Annotated in this window: 22 protein-coding genes; 16 read left to right on the top strand and 6 right to left on the bottom strand. The window is 62.1% G+C overall.

The window, feature by feature from the left end:
* Nucleotides 1–12: 12 nt before the first annotated feature.
* The 7 genes from urtE to ureC all read left to right on the top strand — a co-directional run bounded on the left by urtE (nt 13) and on the right by ureC (nt 5,211).
* Nucleotides 13–711 carry an urea ABC transporter ATP-binding subunit UrtE gene (gene urtE, locus BFP93_RS20105; protein ID WP_065894560.1) on the top strand — a complete coding sequence of 233 codons (699 nt, stop codon included), beginning with the start codon at nt 13–15 and terminating at the stop codon, nt 709–711.
* A gap of 31 nt (nt 712–742) precedes the next feature.
* Nucleotides 743–1,582, top strand: a complete 840-nt coding sequence (locus BFP93_RS20100; RefSeq protein ID WP_065894558.1) for an urease accessory protein UreD — start codon at nt 743–745, stop codon at nt 1,580–1,582.
* A 144-nt stretch (nt 1,583–1,726) separates the two neighbouring features.
* Nucleotides 1,727–2,029, top strand: coding sequence for an urease subunit gamma (gene ureA / locus BFP93_RS20095; RefSeq protein WP_003171437.1), 303 nt, complete (start codon nt 1,727–1,729; stop codon nt 2,027–2,029).
* A gap of 9 nt (nt 2,030–2,038) precedes the next feature.
* The gene (locus tag BFP93_RS20090) at nt 2,039–2,551 is read left to right on the top strand and encodes a GNAT family N-acetyltransferase (protein WP_065894556.1); all 513 of its coding nucleotides are present in this window, start codon (nt 2,039–2,041) and stop codon (nt 2,549–2,551) included.
* Nucleotides 2,552–2,556: 5 nt separating this feature from the next.
* On the top strand, nt 2,557–3,090 hold the full coding sequence (locus BFP93_RS20085) for a GNAT family N-acetyltransferase (RefSeq protein ID WP_065894554.1): 534 nt from the start codon (nt 2,557–2,559) through the stop codon (nt 3,088–3,090).
* Nucleotides 3,087–3,392 carry an urease subunit beta gene (locus tag BFP93_RS20080; RefSeq protein ID WP_065894552.1) on the top strand — a complete coding sequence of 102 codons (306 nt, stop codon included), beginning with the start codon at nt 3,087–3,089 and terminating at the stop codon, nt 3,390–3,392. Before BFP93_RS20085 ends, BFP93_RS20080 begins: the two co-directional genes overlap by 4 nt.
* 118 nt (nt 3,393–3,510) lie before the next feature.
* Nucleotides 3,511–5,211: an urease subunit alpha gene (gene ureC / locus BFP93_RS20075; protein ID WP_065894550.1), complete on the top strand. Its 1,701-nt coding sequence runs from the start codon at nt 3,511–3,513 to the stop codon at nt 5,209–5,211.
* A 66-nt stretch (nt 5,212–5,277) separates the two neighbouring features.
* On the opposite strand, the gene BFP93_RS20070 is transcribed toward ureC, so the two are convergent.
* Nucleotides 5,278–11,319 carry an NEL-type E3 ubiquitin ligase domain-containing protein gene (locus BFP93_RS20070; protein ID WP_065894548.1) on the bottom strand — a complete coding sequence of 2,014 codons (6,042 nt, stop codon included), beginning with the start codon at nt 11,317–11,319 and terminating at the stop codon, nt 5,278–5,280.
* A 79-nt stretch (nt 11,320–11,398) separates the two neighbouring features.
* Nucleotides 11,399–12,337, bottom strand: coding sequence for a DnaJ C-terminal domain-containing protein (locus BFP93_RS20065; protein ID WP_065894546.1), 939 nt, complete (start codon nt 12,335–12,337; stop codon nt 11,399–11,401).
* Nucleotides 12,338–12,575: 238 nt separating this feature from the next.
* Between BFP93_RS20065 and BFP93_RS20060 the strand changes: the two genes are divergently transcribed.
* Nucleotides 12,576–13,844, top strand: a complete 1,269-nt coding sequence (locus BFP93_RS20060) for an Hsp70 family protein (protein ID WP_065883383.1) — start codon at nt 12,576–12,578, stop codon at nt 13,842–13,844.
* A 124-nt stretch (nt 13,845–13,968) separates the two neighbouring features.
* On the opposite strand, the gene BFP93_RS20055 is transcribed toward BFP93_RS20060, so the two are convergent.
* The gene (locus tag BFP93_RS20055) at nt 13,969–14,982 is read right to left on the bottom strand and encodes an AI-2E family transporter (protein ID WP_065883382.1); all 1,014 of its coding nucleotides are present in this window, start codon (nt 14,980–14,982) and stop codon (nt 13,969–13,971) included.
* A gap of 177 nt (nt 14,983–15,159) precedes the next feature.
* On the bottom strand, nt 15,160–15,459 hold the full coding sequence (locus BFP93_RS20050) for a PsiF family protein (RefSeq protein ID WP_065883380.1): 300 nt from the start codon (nt 15,457–15,459) through the stop codon (nt 15,160–15,162).
* Between the two features lie 138 nt (nt 15,460–15,597).
* Between BFP93_RS20050 and BFP93_RS20045 the strand changes: the two genes are divergently transcribed.
* Both BFP93_RS20045 and BFP93_RS20040 read left to right on the top strand, forming a co-directional pair.
* Nucleotides 15,598–16,488: a DMT family transporter gene (locus tag BFP93_RS20045; protein WP_065894545.1), complete on the top strand. Its 891-nt coding sequence runs from the start codon at nt 15,598–15,600 to the stop codon at nt 16,486–16,488.
* A 97-nt stretch (nt 16,489–16,585) separates the two neighbouring features.
* Nucleotides 16,586–17,116 carry a ferritin-like domain-containing protein gene (locus BFP93_RS20040; protein WP_065883376.1) on the top strand — a complete coding sequence of 177 codons (531 nt, stop codon included), beginning with the start codon at nt 16,586–16,588 and terminating at the stop codon, nt 17,114–17,116.
* Nucleotides 17,117–17,247: 131 nt separating this feature from the next.
* Here BFP93_RS20040 and BFP93_RS20035 read toward each other — a convergent pair whose 3' ends face one another.
* Nucleotides 17,248–19,314 carry an AsmA family protein gene (locus BFP93_RS20035; protein WP_065894543.1) on the bottom strand — a complete coding sequence of 689 codons (2,067 nt, stop codon included), beginning with the start codon at nt 19,312–19,314 and terminating at the stop codon, nt 17,248–17,250.
* A gap of 358 nt (nt 19,315–19,672) precedes the next feature.
* On the opposite strand from BFP93_RS20035, the gene BFP93_RS20030 reads away from it, so the two are divergent.
* Nucleotides 19,673–20,044, top strand: coding sequence for a hypothetical protein (locus tag BFP93_RS20030; RefSeq protein ID WP_065894541.1), 372 nt, complete (start codon nt 19,673–19,675; stop codon nt 20,042–20,044).
* A gap of 150 nt (nt 20,045–20,194) precedes the next feature.
* Entirely contained in the window at nt 20,195–20,827 is a 633-nt protein-coding gene (locus BFP93_RS20025) for a TetR family transcriptional regulator (protein WP_065883368.1), read from the top strand.
* Nucleotides 20,828–20,832: 5 nt separating this feature from the next.
* On the opposite strand, the gene BFP93_RS20020 is transcribed toward BFP93_RS20025, so the two are convergent.
* On the bottom strand, nt 20,833–21,330 hold the full coding sequence (locus BFP93_RS20020) for a C40 family peptidase (RefSeq protein ID WP_065894614.1): 498 nt from the start codon (nt 21,328–21,330) through the stop codon (nt 20,833–20,835).
* A 349-nt stretch (nt 21,331–21,679) separates the two neighbouring features.
* Between BFP93_RS20020 and ureE the strand changes: the two genes are divergently transcribed.
* The 4 genes from ureE to BFP93_RS20000 are packed head-to-tail and all read left to right on the top strand — an operon-like array spanning nt 21,680 to nt 24,080.
* On the top strand, nt 21,680–22,180 hold the full coding sequence (ureE, locus tag BFP93_RS20015; RefSeq protein ID WP_065894539.1) for an urease accessory protein UreE: 501 nt from the start codon (nt 21,680–21,682) through the stop codon (nt 22,178–22,180).
* Complete coding sequence (locus BFP93_RS20010) at nt 22,177–22,851, top strand: urease accessory protein UreF (RefSeq protein ID WP_065894537.1); 675 nt, start codon at nt 22,177–22,179, stop codon at nt 22,849–22,851. Before ureE ends, BFP93_RS20010 begins: the two co-directional genes overlap by 4 nt.
* Nucleotides 22,852–22,872: 21 nt before the next feature.
* Nucleotides 22,873–23,487 (top strand): urease accessory protein UreG, encoded by a 615-nt coding sequence (ureG, locus tag BFP93_RS20005; protein ID WP_017849719.1) that lies wholly within the window; start codon nt 22,873–22,875, stop codon nt 23,485–23,487.
* A gap of 20 nt (nt 23,488–23,507) precedes the next feature.
* The gene (locus BFP93_RS20000) at nt 23,508–24,080 is read left to right on the top strand and encodes a HupE/UreJ family protein (protein ID WP_065883363.1); all 573 of its coding nucleotides are present in this window, start codon (nt 23,508–23,510) and stop codon (nt 24,078–24,080) included.
* The last annotated feature ends 147 nt before the right edge of the window (nt 24,081–24,227 follow it).

Below are 24,227 nucleotides of genomic sequence, written 5' to 3'. Positions count from 1 at the left end.
GAGGTTTTTGGAATGCTGCAAGTCAACAAGCTGCACCAATACTACGGCGGTAGCCACATCCTGCGCGGGCTGTCCTTCGATGTGAAGATCGGCGAAGTCACCTGCCTGCTCGGGCGCAACGGCGTGGGCAAGACCACCCTGCTCAAGTGCCTGATGGGCCTGCTGCCGGCCAAGGAAGGCGCAGTGAACTGGGAAGGCAAACCTATCACCGGTTTCAAGCCGCATCAGCGTGTGCATGCCGGGATCGCTTATGTGCCGCAAGGACGCGAGATTTTCGCGCGCCTGACCGTGGAAGAAAACCTGCTGATGGGCCTTTCGCGCTTCCCAGGCGCGCAAGCCAGGGAAGTGCCTGCGTTCATCTACGAACTGTTTCCGGTACTGCTGCAAATGAAGCATCGACGCGGCGGCGACTTGTCCGGTGGTCAGCAGCAGCAGTTGGCGATCGGCCGCGCCCTGGCCAGCCGTCCGCGCCTGTTGATCCTCGACGAACCCACCGAAGGTATCCAGCCATCAGTGATCAAGGAAATCGGCGCCGTCATCAAGCAACTCGCCGCCCGTGGTGATATGGCGATCCTGCTGGTGGAGCAGTTCTATGATTTTGCCGCCGAACTGGCCGACCAGTACCTGGTGATGTCACGCGGCGAAATCGTGCAGCAGGGCCGTGGTGAAAATATGGAAAGCGAGGGTGTACGCGGTCTCGTAACCATCTAATCTCTAGCCTCCTGACGATAAGCACTCAGCCATGAACCTGCCCGTTTCCCCTGCCCTGTTCACCCCCAGCTGGCACGCCGAGCTGGAACTGGGCTATGCGCGTTTCGGCGACACCACGCGCCCGGTCATGCGCCGTCACCTTGGCCCGCTGCGGGTGCAAAAGCACCTGTATGCCGAAGGTCCCGAGGTATGCCAGCACATCATCGTGCACCCGCCCGGCGGGATTGCCGGTGGCGATCGCTTGGACATCAGCGCCCACGTCGGCGCCGGTGCCTGGGCACAGTTGACCAGCCCCGGCGCAGCCAAGTGGTACCGCGCCGGCAGCCCGGCATTTCAGCACGTCGAGTTGACCGTCGAGGCCGGCGCGACGCTGGAATGGCTGCCCCAGGAAACCATCGTGTTCAGCGCGGCCCAGGCCGAGCTCACCACGCGCATCGACCTGCAAGGCGATGCGCGGCTGTTCTACTGGGATGTGGTCGCCCTCGGACGCCCCGCCAGTGACGAGCGCTTCGACCTCGGGCACTTTCAATCGCACCTGGATATCCGCCGCGACGGCCAGTTGCTCTGGCATGAGCGCCAGCGCATTGTGGGCGCCGATGGCTTGCTGGATTCGCCCATCGGGTTGGACGGGCAACCGGTGTTCGCCACGTTGCTGGTGACCGGTGAGATCGATCCCCAATTGCTCGAACACTGCCGCTCACTGCCACACGCGGTGCGCGGCGACTTGACCCAATTGCCCGGGTTGCTGGTGGCGCGTTGCCTTGCCAGTGAAGCGCTGCTGGCGCGGGGGTGGTTGATTGATTTATGGCGGTTGTTGCGCCCGGCCGTACTCGGCAGGGAAGCGGTATCACCCAGAATCTGGAGCACATGAAGATCAAAATGTGGGAGGGGGCTTGCCCCCGATGGCGGTGGGTCAGTAACGGATGCAGTGCCTGACACACCCCAATCGGGGGCAAGCCCCCTCCCACACTCGATCTTCATTGTATTTAAGAATGCATTTAAAGGACCTTGAACCATGGACCTGACCCCACGGGAAAAAGACAAGCTGCTGATCTTCACCGCAGGCCTGGTCGCCGAACGGCGACTGGCGCGCGGTGTGAAGCTCAACTACCCGGAAACCATCGCCTATATCTCCGCCGCCCTGATGGAAGGCGCCCGCGATGGCCGCACCGTGGCCGACCTGATGCACTACGGCACCACCCTGCTCAGCCGCGAACAGGTGATGGAGGGCATCCCGGAAATGATCCCGGATATCCAGGTGGAGGCCACCTTCCCGGACGGCACCAAGCTGGTCACCGTTCATCAACCCATTGCGTAAGGTGCAGCGATGATTCGTGATGCAACCGAACACGACCTGCCGGCGATCCGCGCCATCTACAACGACGCGGTGCTCAACACCACGGCAATCTGGAACGAGCAACCGGTGGACCTGGCCAACCGCCAGGCCTGGTTCAGCGCACGCCAGGCGCAGCAGTACCCGATCCTGGTGGCGGTGGAAAACGATGAAGTCACCGGCTACGCCTCGTTCGGCGACTGGCGTCCCTTCGAGGGCTTTCGCTACAGCGTCGAGCACTCGGTGTACGTGCGCAACGACCAGCGCGGCAAAGGCCTCGGCCCGCAGCTGATGCTGGCCCTGATCGAGCGCGCCCGCATCTGCGGCAAGCACGTCATGGTCGCGGCCATTGAAAGCGGCAACCAGGCCTCGATCCGCCTGCATGAACGCCTGGGTTTCATCACCACCGGGCAGATGCCCCAAGTGGGCATCAAGTTCGGCCGCTGGCTGGACCTGACCTTTATGCAACTGACGCTGAATCCGGGCGCCAAACCGCCCAAGGAGTGAGATCGATGAGCGCTGCACACCTGCGTCGCGTCAATGCGGAAAGTTTTGCCCATTACCGCCTGGGCTTGATCGAGCTGTTGCTGGACGCGGTACAGCATGGCGCATCCGTGGGCTTTATGGCCGACGTCGATGAGACCCAGGCCCGCGAGTACCTGAACGGCGTGCAAGCCGGTATCGAAGACGCCAGCCTGCTGCTGTGGGTAGTGGTGCGCGAAGAACAAGTGGTCGCCAGCGTGCAATTGGCGCTGTGCCAGAAAGCCAACGGCCTGAACCGCGCCGAGGTGCAAAAGTTGCTGGTGCACAGCAGTGCCCGCCGCCATGGCCTGGGCCAGCAATTGATGAACACCCTGGAGCTCGCCGCCCGCCAGCACAAGCGCGGCCTGCTGTACCTGGACACCGAGGCCGGCTCCGGTGCCGAGGCCTTCTACCGGTCCCTGCACTACACCAAAGTCGGTGAGCTGCCCGACTACTGCCAAAGCCCGGACGGGCGCTACAGCCCGACCGCCATCTACTTCAAGACCCTGGGGCAACCTGCATGATTCCTGGTGAATATCAGATCCAGCCTGGCGAGATCGAACTGAATGTCGGGCGCCGCACCGTCACCTTGAGCGTGGCCAACAGCGGCGACCGGCCGATCCAGGTGGGTTCGCATTACCATTTTTTCGAAACCAATGACGCGTTGGCGTTTGACCGCACTGCAAGCCGCGGCATGCGCCTGAATATTCCGGCGGGTACGGCGGTGCGGTTCGAGCCGGGGCAGAGTCGCGAGGTCGAGCTGGTGGATTTAAGCGGCGGGCGACGGGTATTCGGGTTTGCCGGGCGGATCATGGGCGACCTTTAGGGCCTCATCGGGGGCAAGCCCCCTCCCACCTTTGAAGGTATTCACAGCTCCAAATGTGGGAGGGGGCTTGCCCCCGATAGCGGTTTCACATTCAACACATATTCTTCAGGGCACACACATGAAAATCACCCGCCAAGCCTACGCCGACATGTACGGCCCCACCGTCGGTGACAAGGTGCGTCTGGCCGACACCGAGCTGTTCGTCGAAGTGGAACGGGACTTCACCGTCTACGGCGAAGAGGTCAAATTCGGCGGCGGCAAGGTCATCCGCGACGGCCAGGGCCAGAGCCAGTTGCTCGCCCATGAGGTGGTGGACACCCTGATTACCAACGCGCTGATTATCGACCACTGGGGCATCGTCAAGGCTGATGTCGGCCTCAAGAACGGGCGTATCCATGCGATCGGCAAAGCCGGCAACCCGGATATCCAGCCCGGCGTGACCATGGCCATCGGCGCCAGCACCGAAGTGATCGCGGGCGAAGGCATGATCCTCACCGCCGGCGGCATCGACTCCCATGTGCATTTCATCTGCCCGCAGCAGATCGAAGAGGCGCTCACCAGCGGCGTCACTACCATGATCGGCGGCGGCACCGGACCGGCCACCGGCACCAATGCCACCACCTGTACCTCGGGCCCGTGGCACCTGGCGCGCATGCTGCAAGCCAGCGATTCGTTCCCGATGAACATCGGTTTTACCGGCAAGGGCAACGCCAGTCTGCCCGAGCCGCTGATCGAACAGGTCAAGGCCGGGGCCATTGGTTTGAAGCTGCATGAAGACTGGGGCACCACGCCCGCCAGCATCGACAACTGCCTGAGCGTGGCCGATGAATACGACGTGCAGGTGGCGATCCACAGCGACACACTGAACGAGTCCGGCTTCGTTGAAACCACATTGGCCGCACTCAAGGGCCGCACCATTCACACCTACCACACCGAAGGCGCCGGTGGCGGCCATGCGCCGGACATTATCAAGGCCTGCGGCTTTGCAAACGTACTGCCCAGCTCCACCAATCCGACCCGGCCGTTCACGCGCAATACCATCGACGAACACCTGGACATGCTGATGGTCTGCCATCACCTCGATCCAAGCATCGCCGAGGACGTGGCCTTCGCCGAAAGCCGTATCCGCCGCGAGACCATCGCCGCCGAAGACATCCTGCATGATCTGGGCGCGTTCTCGATGATCAGTTCCGACAGCCAGGCCATGGGCCGTGTCGGTGAGGTCATCACGCGCACCTGGCAGACCGCCGACAAGATGAAAAAACAGCGCGGCGCCCTGCCCGGCGACGGCCCCGGCAACGACAACTTCCGCGCCAAGCGCTACATCGCCAAATACACCATCAACCCGGCGATCACCCACGGTATCAGCCATATCGTCGGGTCCATCGAAGTGGGCAAATGGGCGGACCTGGTGCTCTGGCGCCCGGCGTTCTTCGGCATCAAGCCGACCATGATCCTCAAGGGTGGCGCGATTGCCTCAAGCCTGATGGGCGACGCCAACGCCTCGATACCTACGCCGCAACCGGTACACTACCGGCCCATGTTCGCCAGCTTCGGCAGCTCGCTGCACGCCACCAGCCTGACCTTTATCAGCCAGGCGGCACAGGACGCCGGAGTGCCCGAGGCCCTGGGACTGAAGAAGCAGATCGCCGTGGTCAAGGGCTGTCGCAACGTGCAGAAAACCGACCTGATCCACAACGACTACTTGCCCCACATCGACGTTGACCCACAGACCTACCAGGTCAAGGCCGACGGCGTGTTGCTGTGGTGCGAGCCCGCCGAGGTATTGCCCATGGCGCAGCGTTACTTCCTGTTTTAACGGCTTTTTGATCCACAGCAGGCCGGTGCCCGCCAGGTGGCGGGCGCAGGCAGGACCTCCTGGCCGCTACAGGTCAGTCGCTTCCTCCTCGGACGATTCACCGTCCAAGGGATGCTCCGCCAATTCCTGGCGACTCAAGGTCTCGATCAACGCCGCTTCCTTGACCGCCAGCCTGGCCTGCTCATCGTCGGCCTTTTGCTTGTACATGCCTTCGGTGAGGTCGCCCGCGTTGAAGCGGTCGGTCAGCGTGACCAACGCCTCCTGATGCGGCTGGCTCTGTGCTTCGAACTGCGGCCGATATTTATGGGCCAGATAGTCCTGCCAGAAATCCTCGGACACCAGCGACTGAAATTCCTGCGCCGAGTTATTCAGCGCCACGACTTTTTCATAGGCCGCATCGAGCATTGGCGCAGTGACCCCCACCATGCCGGTGAACCTGACATGGTCGGGTTGCCCGGGCAATTGCAGACGGTCCTTGAGGCCATGACGATAAGCCAGGCGGATTTCCACTTCCTCATTCAGTCGGCTTCTGTGGGGTTGTTTTTCGGCCAGGGACACCGCCGGGTCGTTAACGATGGCTTCACTGCGCTGGATATCCGCCGAAGCGATTTTATCGATCTCATGCAGACGGAACAGGCCTCTGGACAACTGCGACAAGGCGCGCCCCGGCGCCTCATCGAGCGCCTGCCCGCGAGCCCGGTGGACCAGCACCTGCACCTCCAGGTTGCTGAAGGTAAACGCCGCACGATCACAGCAACGCGGCTCACCCGCCCGATCAAACAGCTCCTGGCGCAACTGCGCCGATTGCGGGGTGTTTTCGCTGATCGCGTCCAGCATTTCCCAGACCCGACGCTGCTGCTCCCCCCGGTCAGCTCCAGCCAGATCGAGGCGCTCGAGTACACTGTTGAACAAACCATCGGCACCCGGCTGGTCGCGCAATGCAAACCACTGGGTTCGTCTGGCGGCGATTTGCTCCGCGGACAGGTTGGAGGTCCAGCGCAGGAACGGCGTTTCTTGCGCGGCCGTGATCACCCGGCCACCGCGAACCTGCCTGGCGGAATCCACCAACAGATTGATTTCCCCCGCCCCGGATGGCCCTGCCTGCCGCAGCCGGGCAGCATAATCCAGCACCCGCTGCTGGGTCTCTGCGGATAACGGGTTGTTGTTCACGCGGGTCACGCGGTTGATCCGGGTCATCTGCTCCAACTGCTCCGCCGGGGGGGCAATCACGGCGGCGGGAATGCTTGTGATCTGGTTGTCTTGCAGGTCGATGGTGTCCAGGGCCGGTTGTTCCGCCAAGCCGACCGGCCAGGTATCGATCTGGGTTCTGGCCAGGCTGAGGGTACGCAGATCGGTGATACGGCTGAAGTCCGGGCTGATACTCAGTGGGTTGTCATGCATCAGCAGCGCGCGCAGGGTCGTGCGTTCAGACAGGATACGCGCCGTTTGCGCAGTCAGACGGATCTGGTTTTTTTGCAGCATCAAGCGCGTCAGGCCGTGCATGTCCCCCAGTGCCGGGGGCAACTCGCGCAGTTGGTTGTTCGACATGTCCAGCCAGCGCAGGTGGCGATAGCGCGCGAGGAACCCCTCGGGTGAAGCGCTCAAGTGCATGTTGTTCAATTTGAGTGAGCCGACATGGCTGAAGTCCACGTCCAGATCCGGCAGGCTGGGCAGGTTCAAGCCGCTCAAATCCAGCTCCAGGCCGATAGGCGTGCCGTCATTGGCCAACTTCGGCGCGCTCTCGCGTCGCCAGCATTCGAGGATACGTTGCTGCGCGGTGTACCTGTCGGTCATCGCGGCCGTGTTGGCCTGCCGTTCGCCCATCCGCACGTAGCGCTGACGCTCACCGCCCCCGGAAAAGACCCAGGCACTCAACTGGTTTTGCAGCACGTTGAACTCCTGCTCCAGCCTGGTCAGCTCCGCACCCGCGTCCGCGCCTGACCGCCAGAGGAACTCCCTGGCTTGCTGGCTGCTTTTACCTGGGTACACCCGCCGATATTTTTCGACATCGGGATTACCACTGTCGAATGCATCGGATAGGGCGCCCTTGATGAGGTCTGGGCGGGTCTCGCTCAAGCGCTGCCAATAGCTGTCGAGCTCGCGCCAATACTCGGCGGGGAATGCGTTATCGCGCAGCAAGGTCACCCCATTGATCCTGGCGATCTTGTCGAGTCGGTCGGGTGCCGGCCTGAGATGTTGCTCCGGTACCTCACGCAGTTGGTTTTGGCTCAGATCGACCCGTTCCAGGCCTTCCTGACTGCTGAGGCCGGCTGGCCACTGATCAATGCCGGTGTTGCGCAGGTTGAGTTTTTTCAACCCCCGCATGCCGCTGAAGTCCGGCACGCTGCCCAAGGGGTTATTGGCCAGCGAGAGGTCCTCAAGCTGGACCATCGCACTCAGTTTTGCGGCACTTTGACGGGTCAGCTGGAGCCGGTTGCCGCTGATCCGCCCACGGTTTACGCGGTTGAATCGAGAAGATTTTCCGCTCAGGTCCAACGAGGTGAGGTGACGCATGTCACCCACCGCCTCCGGCAACTCGGTCAGCCCGCAATCGTCGATCCTCAAGCCGCGCAATTGGCCGAAGCCAGCCAGGAACCTGTGGGCCGTGTCAGACCAGGCGAATCGGTGCAGCTCCAGCGTCTGGACATGGCTGAAATCCGCGTCCACCGCTGGCAGCTCCAGCGTGCCGGTGCCGAACAGGTGCAGCGATGCCTCGCTCTCCCGGCGCCAGCACCGCCTGATAGTGTTCGCGATGCTGACGGCAGGGTCCTGCGCACGCGCCACTTCGCTGCTCGTGGGCTGCTCGTTGACCTTGACCCACTCTTTGAGCGTCTCATCCAGGCGCTTGTATTGCGCTTTGAGCTGGTCCAGTTTGCCCCCGGCGTCATCGCCCAAACCCTGGATAAATCGCGCCACTTCTGCGTCATCGAACGAGGGGTAAAGCGCCTTCACGCGGTCCTGCATACGGCTGCTGGAAGAGCGCAGCGCCCCACTCACCCGCTGGAGGATGCCGCGACCACCCCCGAGCAGGCGCATGGCCGGATCGTAAGCCGGCTTGCGCACCGGGTGCTCCAGCAGCACCGTACGCAATGGCTCCCGCGGCAGTGGAGTGTGTTGAATCGCCGCCTTCAATTGCTGCGCATCGGTGAACCCCAGGCCCTGGCGCTCGGGACCAGACAAAGCATCCCAGGCGCCAGCGTAGAAATCCCGTGGAGCCGGTGCCTGGAACAGGCCGTTGTCCATCTGCACCAGCACCCTGGTGTGGGGCCAGTCCGGCGAGCCGATGGCGTCGAGCAGCGGACCGGCAGCCGAATACCGACGCAGCTCCACCCGCGTCCCCCGTGGCCATCCCGGCAAGGTTTCAAGGGTGCGCAGGGCCAGGCGCTGGCTGTCGATGTCCGCCAGTGTGTCCAGGTGCAGCCCTTCATAGGCTTTGGCCACACGGGTTTCCTGCTCGCACCACTGCGCCAGTTCGGCGCTTTCCGGCGGCAGGCGCCCGGTGTCGCGCAGTGCCTCCAGTGCCGGCGTATCAAGGCGCTTGAGTAACTGCGCCGCGACCGGTTCGGGCAAGTGCGGGTAGCTGTCACGGATGAGCCGCACATCGGGATCATCACTGGTGCTCAGGGCGTTGTAACGCTCCTCGAGCAGCGCGCCCTTGAAGGTCTCGACCACACCGGCAATGTCCTGGCGCAACAGACCGGCCCGGGTCTGCAGTGAGTCCTCGCCAGTGCCGGGAATGCCTTTGAGCGCGGGGTCAACGCCTTGCAGGGTGTTCAGCACCTCTTCAAGCAACTCGCCACGGGCGATGTGCTGCTCACTGAGCACCACCACGCGCTTGGCCAGCGACGGCCGGGCATCGTCTTCCCACAACAGCGTGCCGTGGCGGTCGAGCACCCGCAGGGGCGGTTCCTGGGGCAGCAGGCCGCGCCGTCGCAGAATGTGCATTTGCAAGGCGATGTCGGCCTTGGCGTAGATCGCCGGATCGCTGCTGCGCATCTGCTCGATGAACGTCGTGAGTTGCTGGTGCAGCTTGAAACGCTCGATGCTCTGGTTGAGCAACACGGGCACCGGCTGATGCTCAACGAAGGTCTCGCGCAACGCGTCCACGCCGACACCGCTGGCGTCCCGGGCGTGCTCCAGGCGCTCGGCACTGAGGGGTTCACGCGTGAGGCCCAGGCGCCGCATCAGGGTGGGGGTGTCCCAGGTCAACGGCTCCTCGACTTCATGGCTCCAGGCACCGGCATGGTTATGCTCCAGCAGGGGTGTATAGGCCTCGGGGCGGCTCGGGTGCTGGATGCGGTAGTCGCCGGTGCGGGCCTCCTGTTTAACCCGGTAATAGTCGCCTTCATGGGGCAGGATCGTCTCACCCTTGTGCTGGTAAAGCCCGAGGCGATCCGGCTTGGCATCGGCGCCCAGGTCCACAGGGATTTTGTACGCCCCCATGTCCGGGTTCCATAGTTGCGACTGACCATCGGGCTGGGTGATGGGCCTGAGGTTATCGACCATGCTCGACACTTTCACTTGCGGCAGGACCTTGGAACCGGTGCCGATAAACGCCGCATTGAGCGCCACACTGGAAAAATGCGCCCACATCGATTTAACGTCGCCCTGCTCGTAGGCTTCAATGCCCTCGAAGGCTTCGCTGGCCATTTGCGCGGCCCCCACCGCCAGCATGATCGGCCCCAAGCCCGGCACCACGAACGCCGCCAGGTTGTACACGCTGATGACCGCATCCAGATAGCTCGACAAGCGCTCAAGCCGCGCGTTGCGGTCTTCATCGCCGGTGGGCACCGCCACCGCCCGCCCATCGGCCAGGATCTTGCGCACCTGGGCCTGGCGCAGTTGTTCCCAGAGATTGCCGCTGATCTCCATCTGCGCCAGCGGCAACCGCGCCGCCCTAGGCTTGATCGGGTAATCGGCGGCCGCGCCGTTGGAGGGTTTGTAGAGGGCGTCGAACTGCTTGAAAAACACCCCTTGCTCACGCTGTGGCACAAAACTGCTGAAAAACCGCCGATAGGACGCACTGTGCAAGCGCGTGCGCAGATCGACCATAAAGTCGGCGCTGGAGCCGTATTCCTTGACGGGCTGCTGGGGGTCATTGGGGATATACACCACCAGACGCTCGACCCGCTCGCTGTCCAGGCGGTTCGGGCCAATCAGCACGGGGCCCACCAGCGTACAGCCGAACACCTGCAACGCCGCAAACGCCACCGGCTTGCCGTCGAGCGTGGCGCTGGCGGGATCGGCCACCACCTGCTGGAGCATGCGATAAGCCGTGTCGCTGATGCCCCATCCCGTGCGGCCATTGGTGAGGCTGCCGGTGTATTGGCGCCGGGCGATTTCGCTGCCCAGGGCCAATGACTGACGGTGATATTCCTCTAATTGCTTCTCCAGCGCGTCACGCTCGGCACCGTCCTCGGGCTGCACAATCGCCTTGAGGTGCTGCTGATACTGCTCACCCAGATCAAGGGTGCGGCAGAGCCTGGCAAACGCATGGGGCGCAAGGCTGACCGCCTGGGCGTTTACGGCGTGGAAGGTGGACAACACCTCGCCGTCATAGCCACTCCACGTGGTAATGAGCTGGCAGTCGGTGCACGGCAGCGGTTGTTCCTCGTCGGCCTCGAAGTTGGCCAGGGCCGCCTCGAGCAGGGAAACACCCCGGTACTCGTAGCTCAGAGACCCATCGTTCTGCTGGTCGAATACCAGAAAACCATAAAGGTCATCGCGGCCTTTAAACGCGTACTTGCGCACCAAGTACACCTGGCGCACATCCAGATCCAGGTTGAACTGCTGCTTGAGCGCGTCTTTGAGCGGCTGCTCGGCGAAATCCAGTACATCCTTGATCGTGCCCAGGGTGTTCTCGACCCGGTTCAAGGCGTCGCGGTAACGAATATGGCTGGCCGCCAGCTCGCTTCTGGACTGCGCCGTGGCACTCAAGTACCAGCTGGGCAGCTCCATTTCGTGGTCAGCGAGTTCTTGCTGGCGCTGCGCAGCCGATTGGTTGAACCAGGCGGGCACGCGGTCTTTGAGGAAGTCGTAGTGAACGCCGCGCAGGTCGACGTTGAAGATCCCTTCGGCACTGGAAGGGGGAGGCAGAGAATCCGGCATGGCGGGTCGTCCTTGGTTGAGAGCAAAGCCCCCAGCCTATCGAACGACCCGTGTTGAAAAGCCTACATAGTTAACCGGTTCAGAAGTGCTCGCGTGGGTTGAATGCGGCTTTTTCCGCCAACGCCTGCCACAGCGCCTTGACCTCTTCATCGCTGGTTTTAGGCATCACCGCCTTGAGCTGCACGAACAGATAACCGCGCTGCCCGGCCTTGTTCAACAGACCGTGGCCCTTGGCGCGCATGCGCTGGCCGTTCTGGCTGCCGGCGGGCACCTTGAGGTTGATCCTGCCGGTCAGGGTCGGCACTGCCACTTCAGCGCCCAGGGCCAATTCCCACGGCGCCAGCGGCAAGTTGATGATCAGGTTTTCGCCATCCACCTCGAACCGGGCATGGGCCGCGAACTTGATAATCAGGTACAGATCGCCATTGGCCCCACCGCCAATGCCCGGCGCACCCTGCCCCTTGAGGCGGATACGCTCGCCGTCGGCCACGCCGGCGGGGATCTTCACGTTCAGGCTCTTGACCGTGTTGCTGACGTGCCGACCGGACGCATCGTATTGCGGCACCTGGAAGCTGATCTGCTTGGATTCGGTGGACAGGGTTTCCTCAAGGGAGATCGACAGCTGCATCTCCACATCCTGGCCCTTGCGCCCGGCAGGCCGACGCTGGCCGCCGCCAAACGCGTCGCCTCGCGAGCCGAAGATCGAGCTGAAGAAATCCGAGAAATCTTCAGTGCCTGCGCCACCGCCAAAGCCGCCACGGCTCTGCCAACCGGGCGGGCCCTGGAACGGCTGGCCATGCTGGCCATATTTGCGCAGCTCGTCGTACTCGGCGCGCTTGTCGGCGCTCTTGAGCGCTTCATAGGCTTCGGACGCGTCCTTGAACTTGGCTTCGGCGTCCTTCTCCTTGCTCACGTCCGGGTGGTACTTGCGGGCGAGCTTGCGATAGGCGGCCTTGATTTCCTTGTCGTCGGCGCTTGGCTCGACCCCCAGAATCTTGTAGTAATCTTTGAAATCCATCGGCGGTTCACCATCCTTAAATCGAGATCGCACAGCCTGGCCACAAGGTGCGCTGGTTTGCACGTGTTGAGTCTTGCGGCCCGGGGTGCGTCGCAGTGTCATTCGGCACATGCCGTATGCACCAGATGTGGGGGCAAATGTCGCGCTTTCAAGCAGTATTTAACAGATGGTCGGCCTACGCATCCGGCGTCGACTGGCATACACTGCGCGGCCGTTTTGCAACCGGAACCCGATAGACATGAAAAACGAATCTCCAGCCCGTGCCTGCGGCATCGACTTCGGCACGTCCAACTCCACCGTCGGCTGGATCCGCCCCGGCGAGGAGACGCTCATCGCGCTGGAGGACGACAAAATCACCCTGCCGTCGGTGGTCTTCTTCAACTTCGAAGAACGCCGCCCGGTGTACGGTCGGTTGGCGTTGCACGAATACCTGGAGAACTACGAAGGCCGCCTGATGCGCTCGCTCAAGAGCCTGCTGGGTTCCAAGCTGATCAAGCACGACACCAGTGTGCTCGGCACCGCAATGCCGTTCACCGACCTGCTGGCACTGTTTATCGGCCAGCTCAAGAGCCGCGCCGAAGCCAATGCCGGTCGTGAGTTCGAAGAAGTGGTGCTGGGCCGCCCGGTGTTCTTCGTCGATGACGACCCGATGGCCGACCAGGAGGCGGAAAACACCCTGGTCGACGTGGCGCGCGCGATCGGTTTCAAGGACATCTCGTTCCAGTACGAACCGATTGCGGCGGCGTTCGACTACGAGTCGACCATCGAGAAAGAAGAGCTGGTGCTGATTGTCGACATCGGCGGCGGTACCTCCGACTTCTCCCTGGTACGCCTGTCGCCGGATCGTCGCCACAACGACAACCGCCAGAGCGACATCCTCGCCACCGGCGGCGTGCACATCGGCGGCACCGACTTCGACAAACAGCTCTCGCTGGCCGGCATGATGCCGTTGTTCGGCTATGGCAGCCGCATGAAAAGCGGCGCCTACATGCCCACCAGCCACCACATGAACCTGGCCACCTGGCACACCATCAACTCGGTGTACTCGCAAAAATCCCAGCTGGCCCTGGGCAGCATGCGCTACGACATCGAAGACACCGGCGGCATCGACCGCCTGTTCAAATTGATCGAACAGCGCGCCGGGCACTGGCTGGCCATGGAAGTGGAAGAGACCAAGATCCAGCTGACCCAGGACGACAGCCGTCATGTGCCACTGGACCGTATCGAAGCGGGCCTGAGCGTGGACCTGAGCCGCGCGCTGTTCGAGTCATCCATCGACAACCTGCTCGAACGCGTGCGCGGCAGTGTCACGCAGTTGCTCAATGACGCCTCGGTGAGCGTGGCCCAGGTGGACACGGTGTTCTTTACCGGTGGCTCCAGCGGCATCCCGGCGCTGCGCCACAGCATTGCGGCGATGCTGCCGAATGCGCGGCACGTGGAAGGTAATATCTTTGGCAGTATTGGGAGTGGTTTGGCGATTGAGGCGAGTAAGCGCTACGGCAGCTGATTTCCAGCTCAAAACCGCGGCGCGCCTATCGGGGGCAAGCCCCCTCCCACAGTTTGATGTGTGAACACCTTCAAATGTGGGAGGGGGCTTGCCCCCGATAGCGTCAGCCCAGGCAACACAAGCCTTAAACCATCCCGCCGAGCTTCAACTCACTCTTGAGATACGCATAGTAAATCGGCCCCGCCACCACCCCCGGCAGGCCGAACGCTGCCTCAAACACCAGCATCGCCAATAGCAATTCCCACGACTTGGCACTGATCTGCCCGCCGACAATCCGCGCGTTGAGAAAGTACTCGACCTTGTGGATCACGATCAAATACCCCAGCGCCGCCACCGCCACCCAGATCGACAACGACAACGCGACTATGGTGATCAGTGTGTTGGACATCAGGTTGCCGATCACCGGCAGCAGGCCGAGCAGGAAGGTCAGTACGATCAGGGTTTTGGTCAGCGGCAGGTGGATGCCGCACAGCGGCAGGACCACGGCGAGGAACACGGCGGTGAAGGCGGTATTGAGCGCGGCGATCTTGATCTGGGCGAAGACGATATTGCGAAACGCCTGGACCAGCAGGTGCAGGCGGTCGAACAACGCCGCAGCCAGGGGTTTGCGCTTGGTCAGGTCAGGCACGCGTTGCAGGGCGATGATCGCGCCCAGCACCATGCCGATCAGCAAGGTGACGAACATGTGCGCGGCGTCCTTGCCGACCAGTTGCAGTTCGCTCAGGTGCTTGCTCAGCCATTGGCCGATGGCCACGCGAAACTCGGCGGCGCTGGCGGGCAGGTAGGCGTCCAAAAACGGCGGCAACTGGCCGCGCGCGCGGTCTACCACACCCATGAATTTGTCGAGCGAAGCGCCGGGGTTTTCCGCTTCATGGAGCAGAAAGCTGATGGCGCCGGCGAAGATCAGCGCGAGTACGCTGACGATCAAGGTGCCGAGCAGGGCCACCGCCAGCCAGCGCGCACGCCGCCCTTCGATCAGCCGTTGCAGTTGGGGGGTGAGCATGTTGACCAATTCATAGACCAACAGGCCGGCCAGCAGGCTGGGCAGCAATTTGAGCGGCAGCACCAGCAGCAGTCCGCCGAAAATGATGATGTAGCTGGCCAGCAACAACACATGACGCTGAGAAAACGTTGGCATACAGCCTCAAAACGAACGGCGTTAAAGGATGTTGTAGGAGCGAGCTTGCTCGCGAAAAACGAAAGGGCACCGCGTTTAGTCAGGGTGCCCGTTTGATCGTTCACGTTTTTCGCGAGCAAGCTCGCGCCTACAAAGGGACTGCGTGCGAGTGTCGCAGCCTTCTATGGCCTGGGGCTATTACTTCTTCAGGCAGGTGCTCATGAATGTTTTACGCGCATCGCCGGTCAACGCTTGGGTTTTCGCCGACGCATTGCAGTCTTTCATCTTTTGCTGCTGCGGGGTCAGGGTCTTGGCATCATTGGCCGCCGGGGCCGACAGGCAGGTCTTCATGAAAGCCTTGCGCTCATCGCCCTTGAGGGTCTTGGTGGTGGCCTCGGCGTTACAGGTGGTCATTTTGTTTTGCTGGGCGGTGGCGGCAAAACCCTGGGAACACAGCAGCAGGCCCATCATCAACAGCGGAATACGCAACATCTTCATGGAGTTTTCTCCCTGTTACCGTACCGAAGGGCACGGTCTACAACGCAGTGTAGTCAAAACCTGTTACAACTTCACCGGCGGCGAATAGTCGTCCGACGGTATCGCTTCCACCTCTTAAACACATTGGGTTTGCTTTCGATGCAATACGCGTATCCCCTGCTGGCCATCCTTATCTGGGCCGGCAACACCGTGGTCAACAAACTGGCGGTGGGTTCGATTTTCCCGGCTGAAATCGGCTTTTATCGCTGGCTGTTCGCGGCCCTGCTGTTCACTCCGTTCATGTTCAAGCCGGTGATCGCCAACTGGCCGCTGATCCGCCCGAACCTGGGCAAGATTTTCATGCTCGGGGTGCTGGGCATGGCCGTGTATCAAAGCCTGGCCTATTACGCGGCCACGCTGACCAGTGCCACCAACATGGGCATCATCCTCTCGCTGATGCCGCTGATGGCCCTGACCGCCGCCATTATCAGCCTCGGCCAGCGCCTGACCTTCGGCGCGCTGACCGGCGCGGTGCTGTCGTTCGCAGGGGTTGTGGTGGTGGTGTCATCCGGCAGCCTGGGCGCGTTGCTGCAACACGGGATCAACCTCGGTGACGCCATGATGCTGGTCGCCACCCTGGCCTACGCGGTCTACAGCACCTTGCTGAAAAAATGGCAACTGCGCCTGCCGCCGTTGGTGCTGCTGTATCTGCAGGTGCTGGTAGCGGTGGTGGTGCTGTTTCCGCTGTTCCTGTTCTCGGCCAAGGCAGGCCTGGGCTGGGCGAATATCCCGCTGGTGCTGTACGCGTGCCTGCTGGCTTCGATGCTGGCGCCGCTGGCGTGGATGCACTCGGTCAAAACCCTGGGGCCAAGCCGTACCACGTTGTTTTTCAACCTGCTTCCACTGATTACTGCTTTGATCGCGGCGGTGGTGCTGAAGGAGGCGCTGGCGCTTTATCACCTGGTGGGAGGGTTGCTGACTTTGGGTGGGGTGGTCCTGTCGGAGCGCTGGACCACGCCGGTCAGACCTCGTCGTGACACATCCTGTTAAATCCGATAAAACTTTTCGCCTCTCTCGCGACTCACAACTGGGAGCGATCACGCCGGCAGAGCGTGGCGTAAAACCGGATTAGCCCCAGGAGATTGAGATGACTGAAGCACACTTGACTGACGTTGCGACCCTGCGCAGCCGCGCCCGCCAGAACGTCGAAAACGGTGCCGTGACCGAAGGCTATGACGCCGACCGCGAAGAAATTATCCGCCTGCTCAACGCATCGCTGGCCACCGAACTGGTCTGCGTATTGCGCTACAAGCGTCACTACTTCATGGCCAGCGGCCTGAAAGCCAGCGTCGCCGCCGATGAATTCCTGGAGCACGCCACCCAGGAAGCCGAACACGCCGATAAACTTGCCGAGCGCATCGTGCAGCTGGGCGGCGAGCCGGAATTCAACCCCGACCTGCTGTCGAAGAACTCCCACGCACAGTACGTGGCGGGCAACTCGCTGAAAGAAATGGTCTACGAAGACCTGGTGGCCGAGCGGATCGCGGTAGACAGCTACCGTGAAATCATTCAGTACATCGGTGATAAAGACCCTACCACCCGTCGCATCTTCGAAGACATCCTGGCCCAGGAAGAAGAACACGCCGACGACATGGCGGATATTCTAGAAGGCCTGTAATCAGCCGCACAGCAACACCCATGTGGGAGGGGGCTTGCTCCCGATAGCAGTGGTTCAGCCAACGATGTTCAGGCTGATAAACCGCTATCGGGGGCAAGCCCCCTCCCACATTTGGTTTCGGGTGCAGTCAGTTACTTCACGGTCTTGGGCGCCTTGCCTTCTCTCATCTGTTGCAGCAACGGTGCGCACGCATTCGGCTCGCCGCCGCTTGGGGCAACCAGTGCGAGCAACCCGGCCGCAGGACCTGCGATCACACCCAGGGCGACCATGCCCGCGCCGCGCAGTGCCAAGGGAATGGCCTTGACGCCGGCATTGGGCTTGATGAACGGCCCGTTCACATACAACGGCGAGCGCAGGGAGAACAGGCGGAAGCCCTTGGACTCCGGCGTGATGGTCAGATCCAACTGCTCGGTCGCCATATTCGCCGTGCCATCGACGTAAATGATCGCGTTCTCGGTATCGAACACAAACAAGCGGGTCGTCGCCAGGCCAGTCTTGATGCCGAAGTCCGCCGCAGCGCAGTTGATCTTCACTTCCTTGTCGCCAAACAGGCGTCCCACCACGTAGTTGCCGACGTTGAGGCCGGCGATTTCCATCAGGCTACGGCTGATCGCACCGTCGTTGATCAGCATCTTCAGGTCACCGTTGGAGGTGCCCAGCAGCGCTGCCACGGAGTTGCCGCGCCCGGCAATATCGGCGTCGCCGTTGAGTTCGCCGAAGCTGGTTTTCATCGGCTCAAAGCTTGGGAACAACTGCTTGAGCTTGAAGTTACGCGCCGTGAGTTTCGCCCGGCCTTCCATTGGCGTGGTGCGGCCGTTCAAGCGGATCTGCGCATCGAGCTTGCCGCCGGCCACGCCGAAGCGCAGGGGTTCAAGGCTCAGCTCACCATCGTTGAGCACCAGGTGCGTATAGAGGTCGGTGAACGGCAGCTCGGCGCTGTGCACGATGCGTTTGCCGGTGAATTCCACGTCGGCATCCATGTCGCGCCAGCGCTCGGTGCGGAACTCTTCAACCGGCAACACCTTGGTTGCCGGTTGCTTGCTTTCACCGCCACGGGCTTTCTGCTTGGCGTTGGAGTCGGCGCCGATCAAGGGCGCCAGGTCGTCCATCAGCAGTTGATTGGACACCAGCGCGCCGCTGAGCTTGGGCCGTGGCTGGCTGGCCACGTAGGCCAGGTCGCCGTGGATATCGCTGTTGCCGATCTTGCCGTTGAAGTTTTCATAGCGGAACGACGCACCGCTGGCTTCATGCAGCTTGGCGATCAGATGACCGTCGGTTGAATAGGCCGGCGAATCGGGCAACGTCACGCCGGTCAGCGGGTAGAGGTTGCCCAGGCTGGCACCGGCGAGCTTCAGGCGCAGGTCCAGGGCGCCGAGGTTCAGCGGGTCGGTCAGGGTGCCGGCCAGGGCGATGCTGGTGTCGCCGATCTTGACCTGGGCCTGCAGCGGGAACGGCTTGGCCGCGTCCTGCAGGGCGAGCAGGCCGCCGATCTTGCCGGTGCCGGCGAGCGCCTGGCCGTGATACTGGCCTTTGACCTTGAGGCCGAACGCGTAGTCCTGGGGGGACGAGCCTTTTTCCAGGGCTTTTTTGGCATCCGCGTCGCCGACGATTGCACCGAAGGGGATCGGCTTGCCCAGCGGGTCGATGATCACATCGAGCCGGGTCTTGAGGGTCTGGTCGTCGAGGGTGACGTGGCCTTTGTCGAAGCCGATGGCGCCGATATCCACCACCCAGTTGGAAGGCTCGGCGTCGGGGTCCTTGGGGTCGAACTTGAAGGTCCAGTTGGCGCGGCCGTCCGCCAGGCGCTGCAGGTCGGCGCTCGGCTCGGTGAGGTCGATACGCGGGATCACCACGCGTTGTGCCAGCAACGCCAAGGGCGAAATACGCAACTCGACCTTCTTGAGCGTGACCATCTGCGGTTGTTTGGACCACTCGGGATTGCCCAGGCTCAGGTCTTCGGCAATCACGTGGGGCCAGGGCACCCAGGCCCGCCAGCCGCCCTCGTCGGGCTCACGCTGCCACACCACCGCCAGGTTGCCGTTGATGGCGAATGGGCGGTGCAACTCTTCGGAGACCTTGGCATTAAGGGGCGGTTTGATTCGGTTCCAGTCAAAAAACACCAGGACCAATACCGCGATGGCGATTAACAGAACGAAGCTGGCGCAGCACCAGGCGACGATTTTTCGAGTGCGCGTCATTGCACAAAACTCCTGATTACGACTGGCTGGGCAACAGCCTTTGAAACAGCTTATAGGACTACGACTGGCAAAGTGCCCGGGGGTTTAACGCAACGGCCGATTTAGCCGAAAAAAGCGATTTTCCTGATCGATCAGACCGTTTCCGCTCATCAACCACGCACCATTGTTACCCAGGTTCGTGTCGAAAATACCCACTACGGTGCAAAACCGCGTGCTTGAGAGGCGCGAGCTAGAGCCTTTCGTGAGAACAATCAATTCTGTTGATTATTACCATTGTGTTTATGAACTTTTATATCGACTTATCAAGAGTAGCATTAGCCCTGTACCCACTTTATCGCCCTCCCGAGGAGCAACCATCATGAAACGCCAAGTACTTGCTACCGTCCTGTTATCCGTCCTGGCTTCCAGTGCCTTTGCCCTGCCAGCCGCCGAACAGGCCACCCCACAGAACCAGTCCCAGGCCGTGCATTCGAGCCAGACCCTGGCCCGCAGCGGTTCGCAGGAAGATGAAAACCGTGACTACGCCAAAGGCGCTGTCGCTGAAAACGGTTCGGAGCAGGCCAACAAACGTGCCTACACCGAAGGCCTGACTGAAGGTGGCAACGACCGCCTGCAGGAAAAAGGTCTGGTAGAAGGCGGCGCTGAACAAGCCAATGACCGCGCCTATACCCAAGGTATCGCTGAAGGTGGTGCCGACCGTCTGCAAGAACTGCATCAAGCACAGAGCTGAGCCGGTGGTGGCCCAGAAAAAAGCCCGATCTGCCGATCGGGCTTTTGCTTTTCTATAGACCGCGTCACGTCTGCCCCCGTCAAGTTCGACGCCGGCAAAGCGCTTTTGCTAGAGTGCGTCGTTGTACTCGCCGACAAAGCCCATCCGCTCATGCTGCCCCGCGCCGAACAAAAGCAACAGACTCGCCTCGCCTTGATGGACGCTGCCCGCCATCTGATGGAGTGTGGCCGTGGCTTTGGCAGCCTGAGCCTGCGCGAAGTGGCCAAGACAGCGGGCATCGTGCCCACCGGCTTCTATCGCCATTTTGCCGACATGGACCAGCTTGGGCTCGCGTTGGTCAGTGAGGTCGGCCAGACATTCCGCGCCACGATTCGCCTGGTGCGCCACAACGAATTCGTCATGGGCGGGATCATCGATGCGTCCGTGCGGATCTTTCTCGATGTGGTCTCGGCCAACCGTTCCCAATTTCTGTTCCTGGCCCGCGAGCAGTACGGCGGTTGCCTGGCCGTGCGCCAAGCCATCGGCGCGCTGCGCGAAGACATCACCCGCGACCTGGCGGCCGACCTTACGCTGATGCCCAAACTGCAGCACCTGGACGCCGACGGTTTGCACGTGATGGCCGACCTGATCGTCAAAAGTGTATTCGCCACCCTGCCCGACATCATCGACCCTCCCGCCCAGGCCTTGCCTGCCCACCTCACGCCCCAGGCGAAGATCACCCAGCAATTGCGCTTTATCTTTATCGGCCTCAAGCATTGGCAAGGCCTGGGCAGCACCGAGTAATACGATCAGCCGGCCTTGTGAAAGCGCTTGGCGGTGGTGTAGTGCCTGTTCCAGTAGCTATTGCTCAACGAATCGATACGCACGTTCTTGCCGGTACGCGGTGAATGGATGAATTTGCCATCGCCGATATACAGCCCGACGTGACTCACCCGCCCCTGCCCATTGCCTTTGAAAAAGACCGCGTCGCCCGGCTTCAACGCCGTGCGCTTGATGGTCGCGGCCGTTGAACGGTGCATCGCAGCCGTGGTGCGCGGCAGCTGAATATTGGCTTGGGTCTTAAACAGATAGACCAGGAAGCTGCTGCAATCGAACCCTTGCTCGGTGGAGGTACCGCCCCACTTGTAGGGTGTACCGAGCAGTTGATGGGCGCGGTCGATCACATTTTCGACCGAAGACGGTGCATGGGTGGAAACAAACGTCGGCGGCTGTTGAAGAGTGGCCGAGGCTGAGGAAATAAGACAAGACAGGCTGACAATGACGGAACAGATAAGTGACTTGAACATGATGAACATCGCGACGGATTAAACACGGCGCGAATCTTAAAGAACCACCACGTAAGCTCACGAAGGCCAATTCTCTGGCTCTTGTAGGATTATTCCTTAAAGGCAGATGAAGAATTGTATGAAAGACGTTTCATGCAATTCATCGGCTTACTCCACGCAAAATGCCCCCTCCTGGTGCCGAGCGCCGCTCAAGCGCACCAAATTGCAACACGCTCGCCCTTTACGGATGCCCTGCCGTGTAGCGCTCGCGCCCTGCTGACAGGGATTTCCTACGCGCCTGCCGGGTTGGCAAGGCCCTTGCTCTACCACCTTTATAGCCCCTTTATCGTTAATAGCTGGAAACCCTCCGATGCTGGTGATCCACCGCCGAATCGCCCCCCAGGCCCTCTGGGCCGCCGAGCTGCTGCTGAACTTCGAAGCCCGCAGCAAAAGCCGCCTGCGCTGTTTCAGTGCCGACGGTGAAGACGTCGGCTTGTTTTTGGAGCGTGGGCAACCGCCGCTGCACGATGGCGAATTCCTGCAAGCCGAGGACGGACGCGTCGTACGTGTCTGCGCGCGCCCTGAACAACTGATGCATGTCACCTGCCGCAACGCCTTTGAACTGACCCGCGCGGCCTATCACCTGGGCAATCGCCATGTCGCCCTGCAGGTCGGCGATGGCTGGCTGCGCCTGCTCGATGACTATGTGCTCAAGGCCATGCTGGAACAGCTGGGCGCCGATGCGCACCCCATCGAGGCGCCTTTCCAACCCGAGCACGGCGCCTATGGCGGTGGTCATCATCACTCGCGCCATGGTGACGAAGACTTCAATTACGCGCCCAAACTGCATCAGTTCGGCGTGCGTCCATGAACCCGGCCTGGGCGCTGTTGCGCCTGGCCAGTCCGCAATTGCCGATTGGCGGCTACAGCTACTCCCAGGGCCTGGAAATGGCGGTGGAGAACGGCCGCGTCAACGATGCCGCCAGCGCGCGACGCTGGATCAGCGACCAATTGCTGCTCAATCTCGCGCGTTTTGAAGCGCCGTTGCTGCTCGCCCACTGTCGCGCCGCCGCGGAACAGGCCTGGCCGCGCCTGGCGCAGTTGTGTGAAGAACACCGTGCCAGCCGCGAAACCCGCGAGCTGTATCAGGAGAGCCGGCAGATGGGCTACTCGCTGCAACAACTGCTCAGTGGCTTGCCCGAGTTGGACGCCGACGCCCGTGATTTCCTTGACCAACAGCCTGAACCCCATCTGGCCCTTGGCTGGGCCCTGGCCGCACGGGCCTGGACCATCCGCCCCGACGACGCCCTCGCCGCCTGGCTGTGGAGCTGGCTGGAAAACCAGTTGGCCGTGCTGATGAAGACCCTGCCCCTGGGCCAGCAAGCCGCGCAGCGCCTGACCAGCGAACTGCTGCCGCTGTTGCAGCAGGCCCAGCACGAGGCAGGCCGCGTCGAACCCGATCACCTTGGCAGCGCCGCGTTTGGCCTGTCTTTGGCGTGCATGGCCCACGAGCGCCAGTACAGCCGCCTGTTCCGTTCCTGAGGCTTTTTTGGAGAACCCACCATGAACACACAACCCCTGCGCGTCGGCATCGGCGGCCCGGTCGGCTCCGGCAAGACCGCCCTGACCCTGGCCCTGTGCCTGGCGCTGCGCGACCGCTACAACCTGGCGGTGGTTACCAACGACATCTACACCCGCGAAGACGCTGATTTTTTGGTGCGCAACCAGGCCCTGGCGCCGGAACGCATCATCGGCGTGGAAACCGGCGGCTGCCCGCACACGGCGATCCGCGAAGATGCCTCGATCAACCTGGAGGCGGTGGACCAGCTCAACCGCCGGTTTCCAGGCCTGGACTTGATTCTGGTGGAGTCCGGCGGCGACAACCTGTCGGCGACGTTCAGCCCCGAACTGTCGGACCTCACCATCTACGTGATCGATGTGTCCGCCGGCGACAAGCTGCCGCGCAAGGGCGGGCCCGGTATTTGCAAATCCGACCTGCTGGTGATCAACAAGATCGACCTCGCGCCGCTGGTGGGTGCCTCGCTGGAATTGATGAACAGCGACACCCAACGCATGCGCAATGGCAAACCTTTTGTGTTCAGCAATCAGAAAACCGGCGTCGGCCTGGATGAAATCGTCGCCTTTATCGAACGTCAAGGCCTGCTGACCGCTGCCTGATTCCCCTACGGAGCCTGTTTATGAACCTCAAGAAACTGTTCGCCACCGCCGCGCTGCTGCTGGCCCCCGCCCTCGCCTTCGCTCACCCGGGCCACGGCGACAATGGCCTGGTCGCCGGTATCAGCCACCCATTGGGCGGGCTCGACCACCTGCTGGCCATGGTTGCGGTCGGCCTGTGGGCGGCGCAGCAAAAAGGCAACGCACGCTGGGCGCTGCCGTGTGCCTTCGTCGGCACCATGTTGATCGGTGGCATGCTCGGTTTTGAAGGCCTGCAACTGCCGGCGCTGGAAAGCGGGATCGCCGCATCGGTGCTGGCGCTGGGCCTGGCGGTAGCGCTGGCAGTGCGGCCACCGCTGTGGGTGGCGGTGGGGGCAACGGCGTTGTTTGCGTTGTTCCATGGCGTGGCCCATGGCCTGGAGCTGCCGGACATGTCCAGCCCCTGGGCGTACGCGGCAGGGTTTGTCGGCGCGACGGCTGCGTTGCATGCGGCGGGTTACGCGGTGGTGCGTTTCCTGCCTGCGGCGGCGGCACCGTTGGTGCGGGTGGCGGGGGCGGCTTCGGCGGCGACCGGGGTTTGGTTGTTGGCGGGCTGATCTTCAGCGCTGCTGAAGGCCTCATCGGGGCATCTACACAACTCTGTAGCGCTCAACCGTAACCACGATGCGAAGCGAGTCGCCCTTGATCTTGATCTGCTTTTGATCTTGATCTCAGGCGCCCCGTTAAACCACGCTGGCCGAACG

This window comes from Pseudomonas sp. 44 R 15, assembly GCF_900004965.1.
Taxonomy (GTDB): Bacteria; Pseudomonadota; Gammaproteobacteria; order Pseudomonadales; family Pseudomonadaceae; genus Aquipseudomonas; species Aquipseudomonas orientalis_A.
Note: the sequence above shows the minus strand (reverse complement) of the source record. Positions and strands in the feature narration are given on the sequence as shown.

Coding starts and splice junctions, on each gene's coding strand:
- urtE (WP_065894560.1), top strand. CDS start 13: ATGCTGCAAGTCAACAAGCTGCACCAATACTACGGCGGTAGCCACATC.
- BFP93_RS20100 (WP_065894558.1), top strand. CDS start 743: ATGAACCTGCCCGTTTCCCCTGCCCTGTTCACCCCCAGCTGGCACGCC.
- ureA (WP_003171437.1), top strand. CDS start 1,727: ATGGACCTGACCCCACGGGAAAAAGACAAGCTGCTGATCTTCACCGCA.
- BFP93_RS20090 (WP_065894556.1), top strand. CDS start 2,039: ATGATTCGTGATGCAACCGAACACGACCTGCCGGCGATCCGCGCCATC.
- BFP93_RS20085 (WP_065894554.1), top strand. CDS start 2,557: ATGAGCGCTGCACACCTGCGTCGCGTCAATGCGGAAAGTTTTGCCCAT.
- BFP93_RS20080 (WP_065894552.1), top strand. CDS start 3,087: ATGATTCCTGGTGAATATCAGATCCAGCCTGGCGAGATCGAACTGAAT.
- ureC (WP_065894550.1), top strand. CDS start 3,511: ATGAAAATCACCCGCCAAGCCTACGCCGACATGTACGGCCCCACCGTC.
- BFP93_RS20070 (WP_065894548.1), bottom strand. CDS start 11,319: ATGCCGGATTCTCTGCCTCCCCCTTCCAGTGCCGAAGGGATCTTCAAC.
- BFP93_RS20065 (WP_065894546.1), bottom strand. CDS start 12,337: ATGGATTTCAAAGATTACTACAAGATTCTGGGGGTCGAGCCAAGCGCC.
- BFP93_RS20060 (WP_065883383.1), top strand. CDS start 12,576: ATGAAAAACGAATCTCCAGCCCGTGCCTGCGGCATCGACTTCGGCACG.
- BFP93_RS20055 (WP_065883382.1), bottom strand. CDS start 14,982: ATGCCAACGTTTTCTCAGCGTCATGTGTTGTTGCTGGCCAGCTACATC.
- BFP93_RS20050 (WP_065883380.1), bottom strand. CDS start 15,459: ATGAAGATGTTGCGTATTCCGCTGTTGATGATGGGCCTGCTGCTGTGT.
- BFP93_RS20045 (WP_065894545.1), top strand. CDS start 15,598: ATGCAATACGCGTATCCCCTGCTGGCCATCCTTATCTGGGCCGGCAAC.
- BFP93_RS20040 (WP_065883376.1), top strand. CDS start 16,586: ATGACTGAAGCACACTTGACTGACGTTGCGACCCTGCGCAGCCGCGCC.
- BFP93_RS20035 (WP_065894543.1), bottom strand. CDS start 19,314: ATGACGCGCACTCGAAAAATCGTCGCCTGGTGCTGCGCCAGCTTCGTT.
- BFP93_RS20030 (WP_065894541.1), top strand. CDS start 19,673: ATGAAACGCCAAGTACTTGCTACCGTCCTGTTATCCGTCCTGGCTTCC.
- BFP93_RS20025 (WP_065883368.1), top strand. CDS start 20,195: ATGCTGCCCCGCGCCGAACAAAAGCAACAGACTCGCCTCGCCTTGATG.
- BFP93_RS20020 (WP_065894614.1), bottom strand. CDS start 21,330: ATGTTCAAGTCACTTATCTGTTCCGTCATTGTCAGCCTGTCTTGTCTT.
- ureE (WP_065894539.1), top strand. CDS start 21,680: ATGCTGGTGATCCACCGCCGAATCGCCCCCCAGGCCCTCTGGGCCGCC.
- BFP93_RS20010 (WP_065894537.1), top strand. CDS start 22,177: ATGAACCCGGCCTGGGCGCTGTTGCGCCTGGCCAGTCCGCAATTGCCG.
- ureG (WP_017849719.1), top strand. CDS start 22,873: ATGAACACACAACCCCTGCGCGTCGGCATCGGCGGCCCGGTCGGCTCC.
- BFP93_RS20000 (WP_065883363.1), top strand. CDS start 23,508: ATGAACCTCAAGAAACTGTTCGCCACCGCCGCGCTGCTGCTGGCCCCC.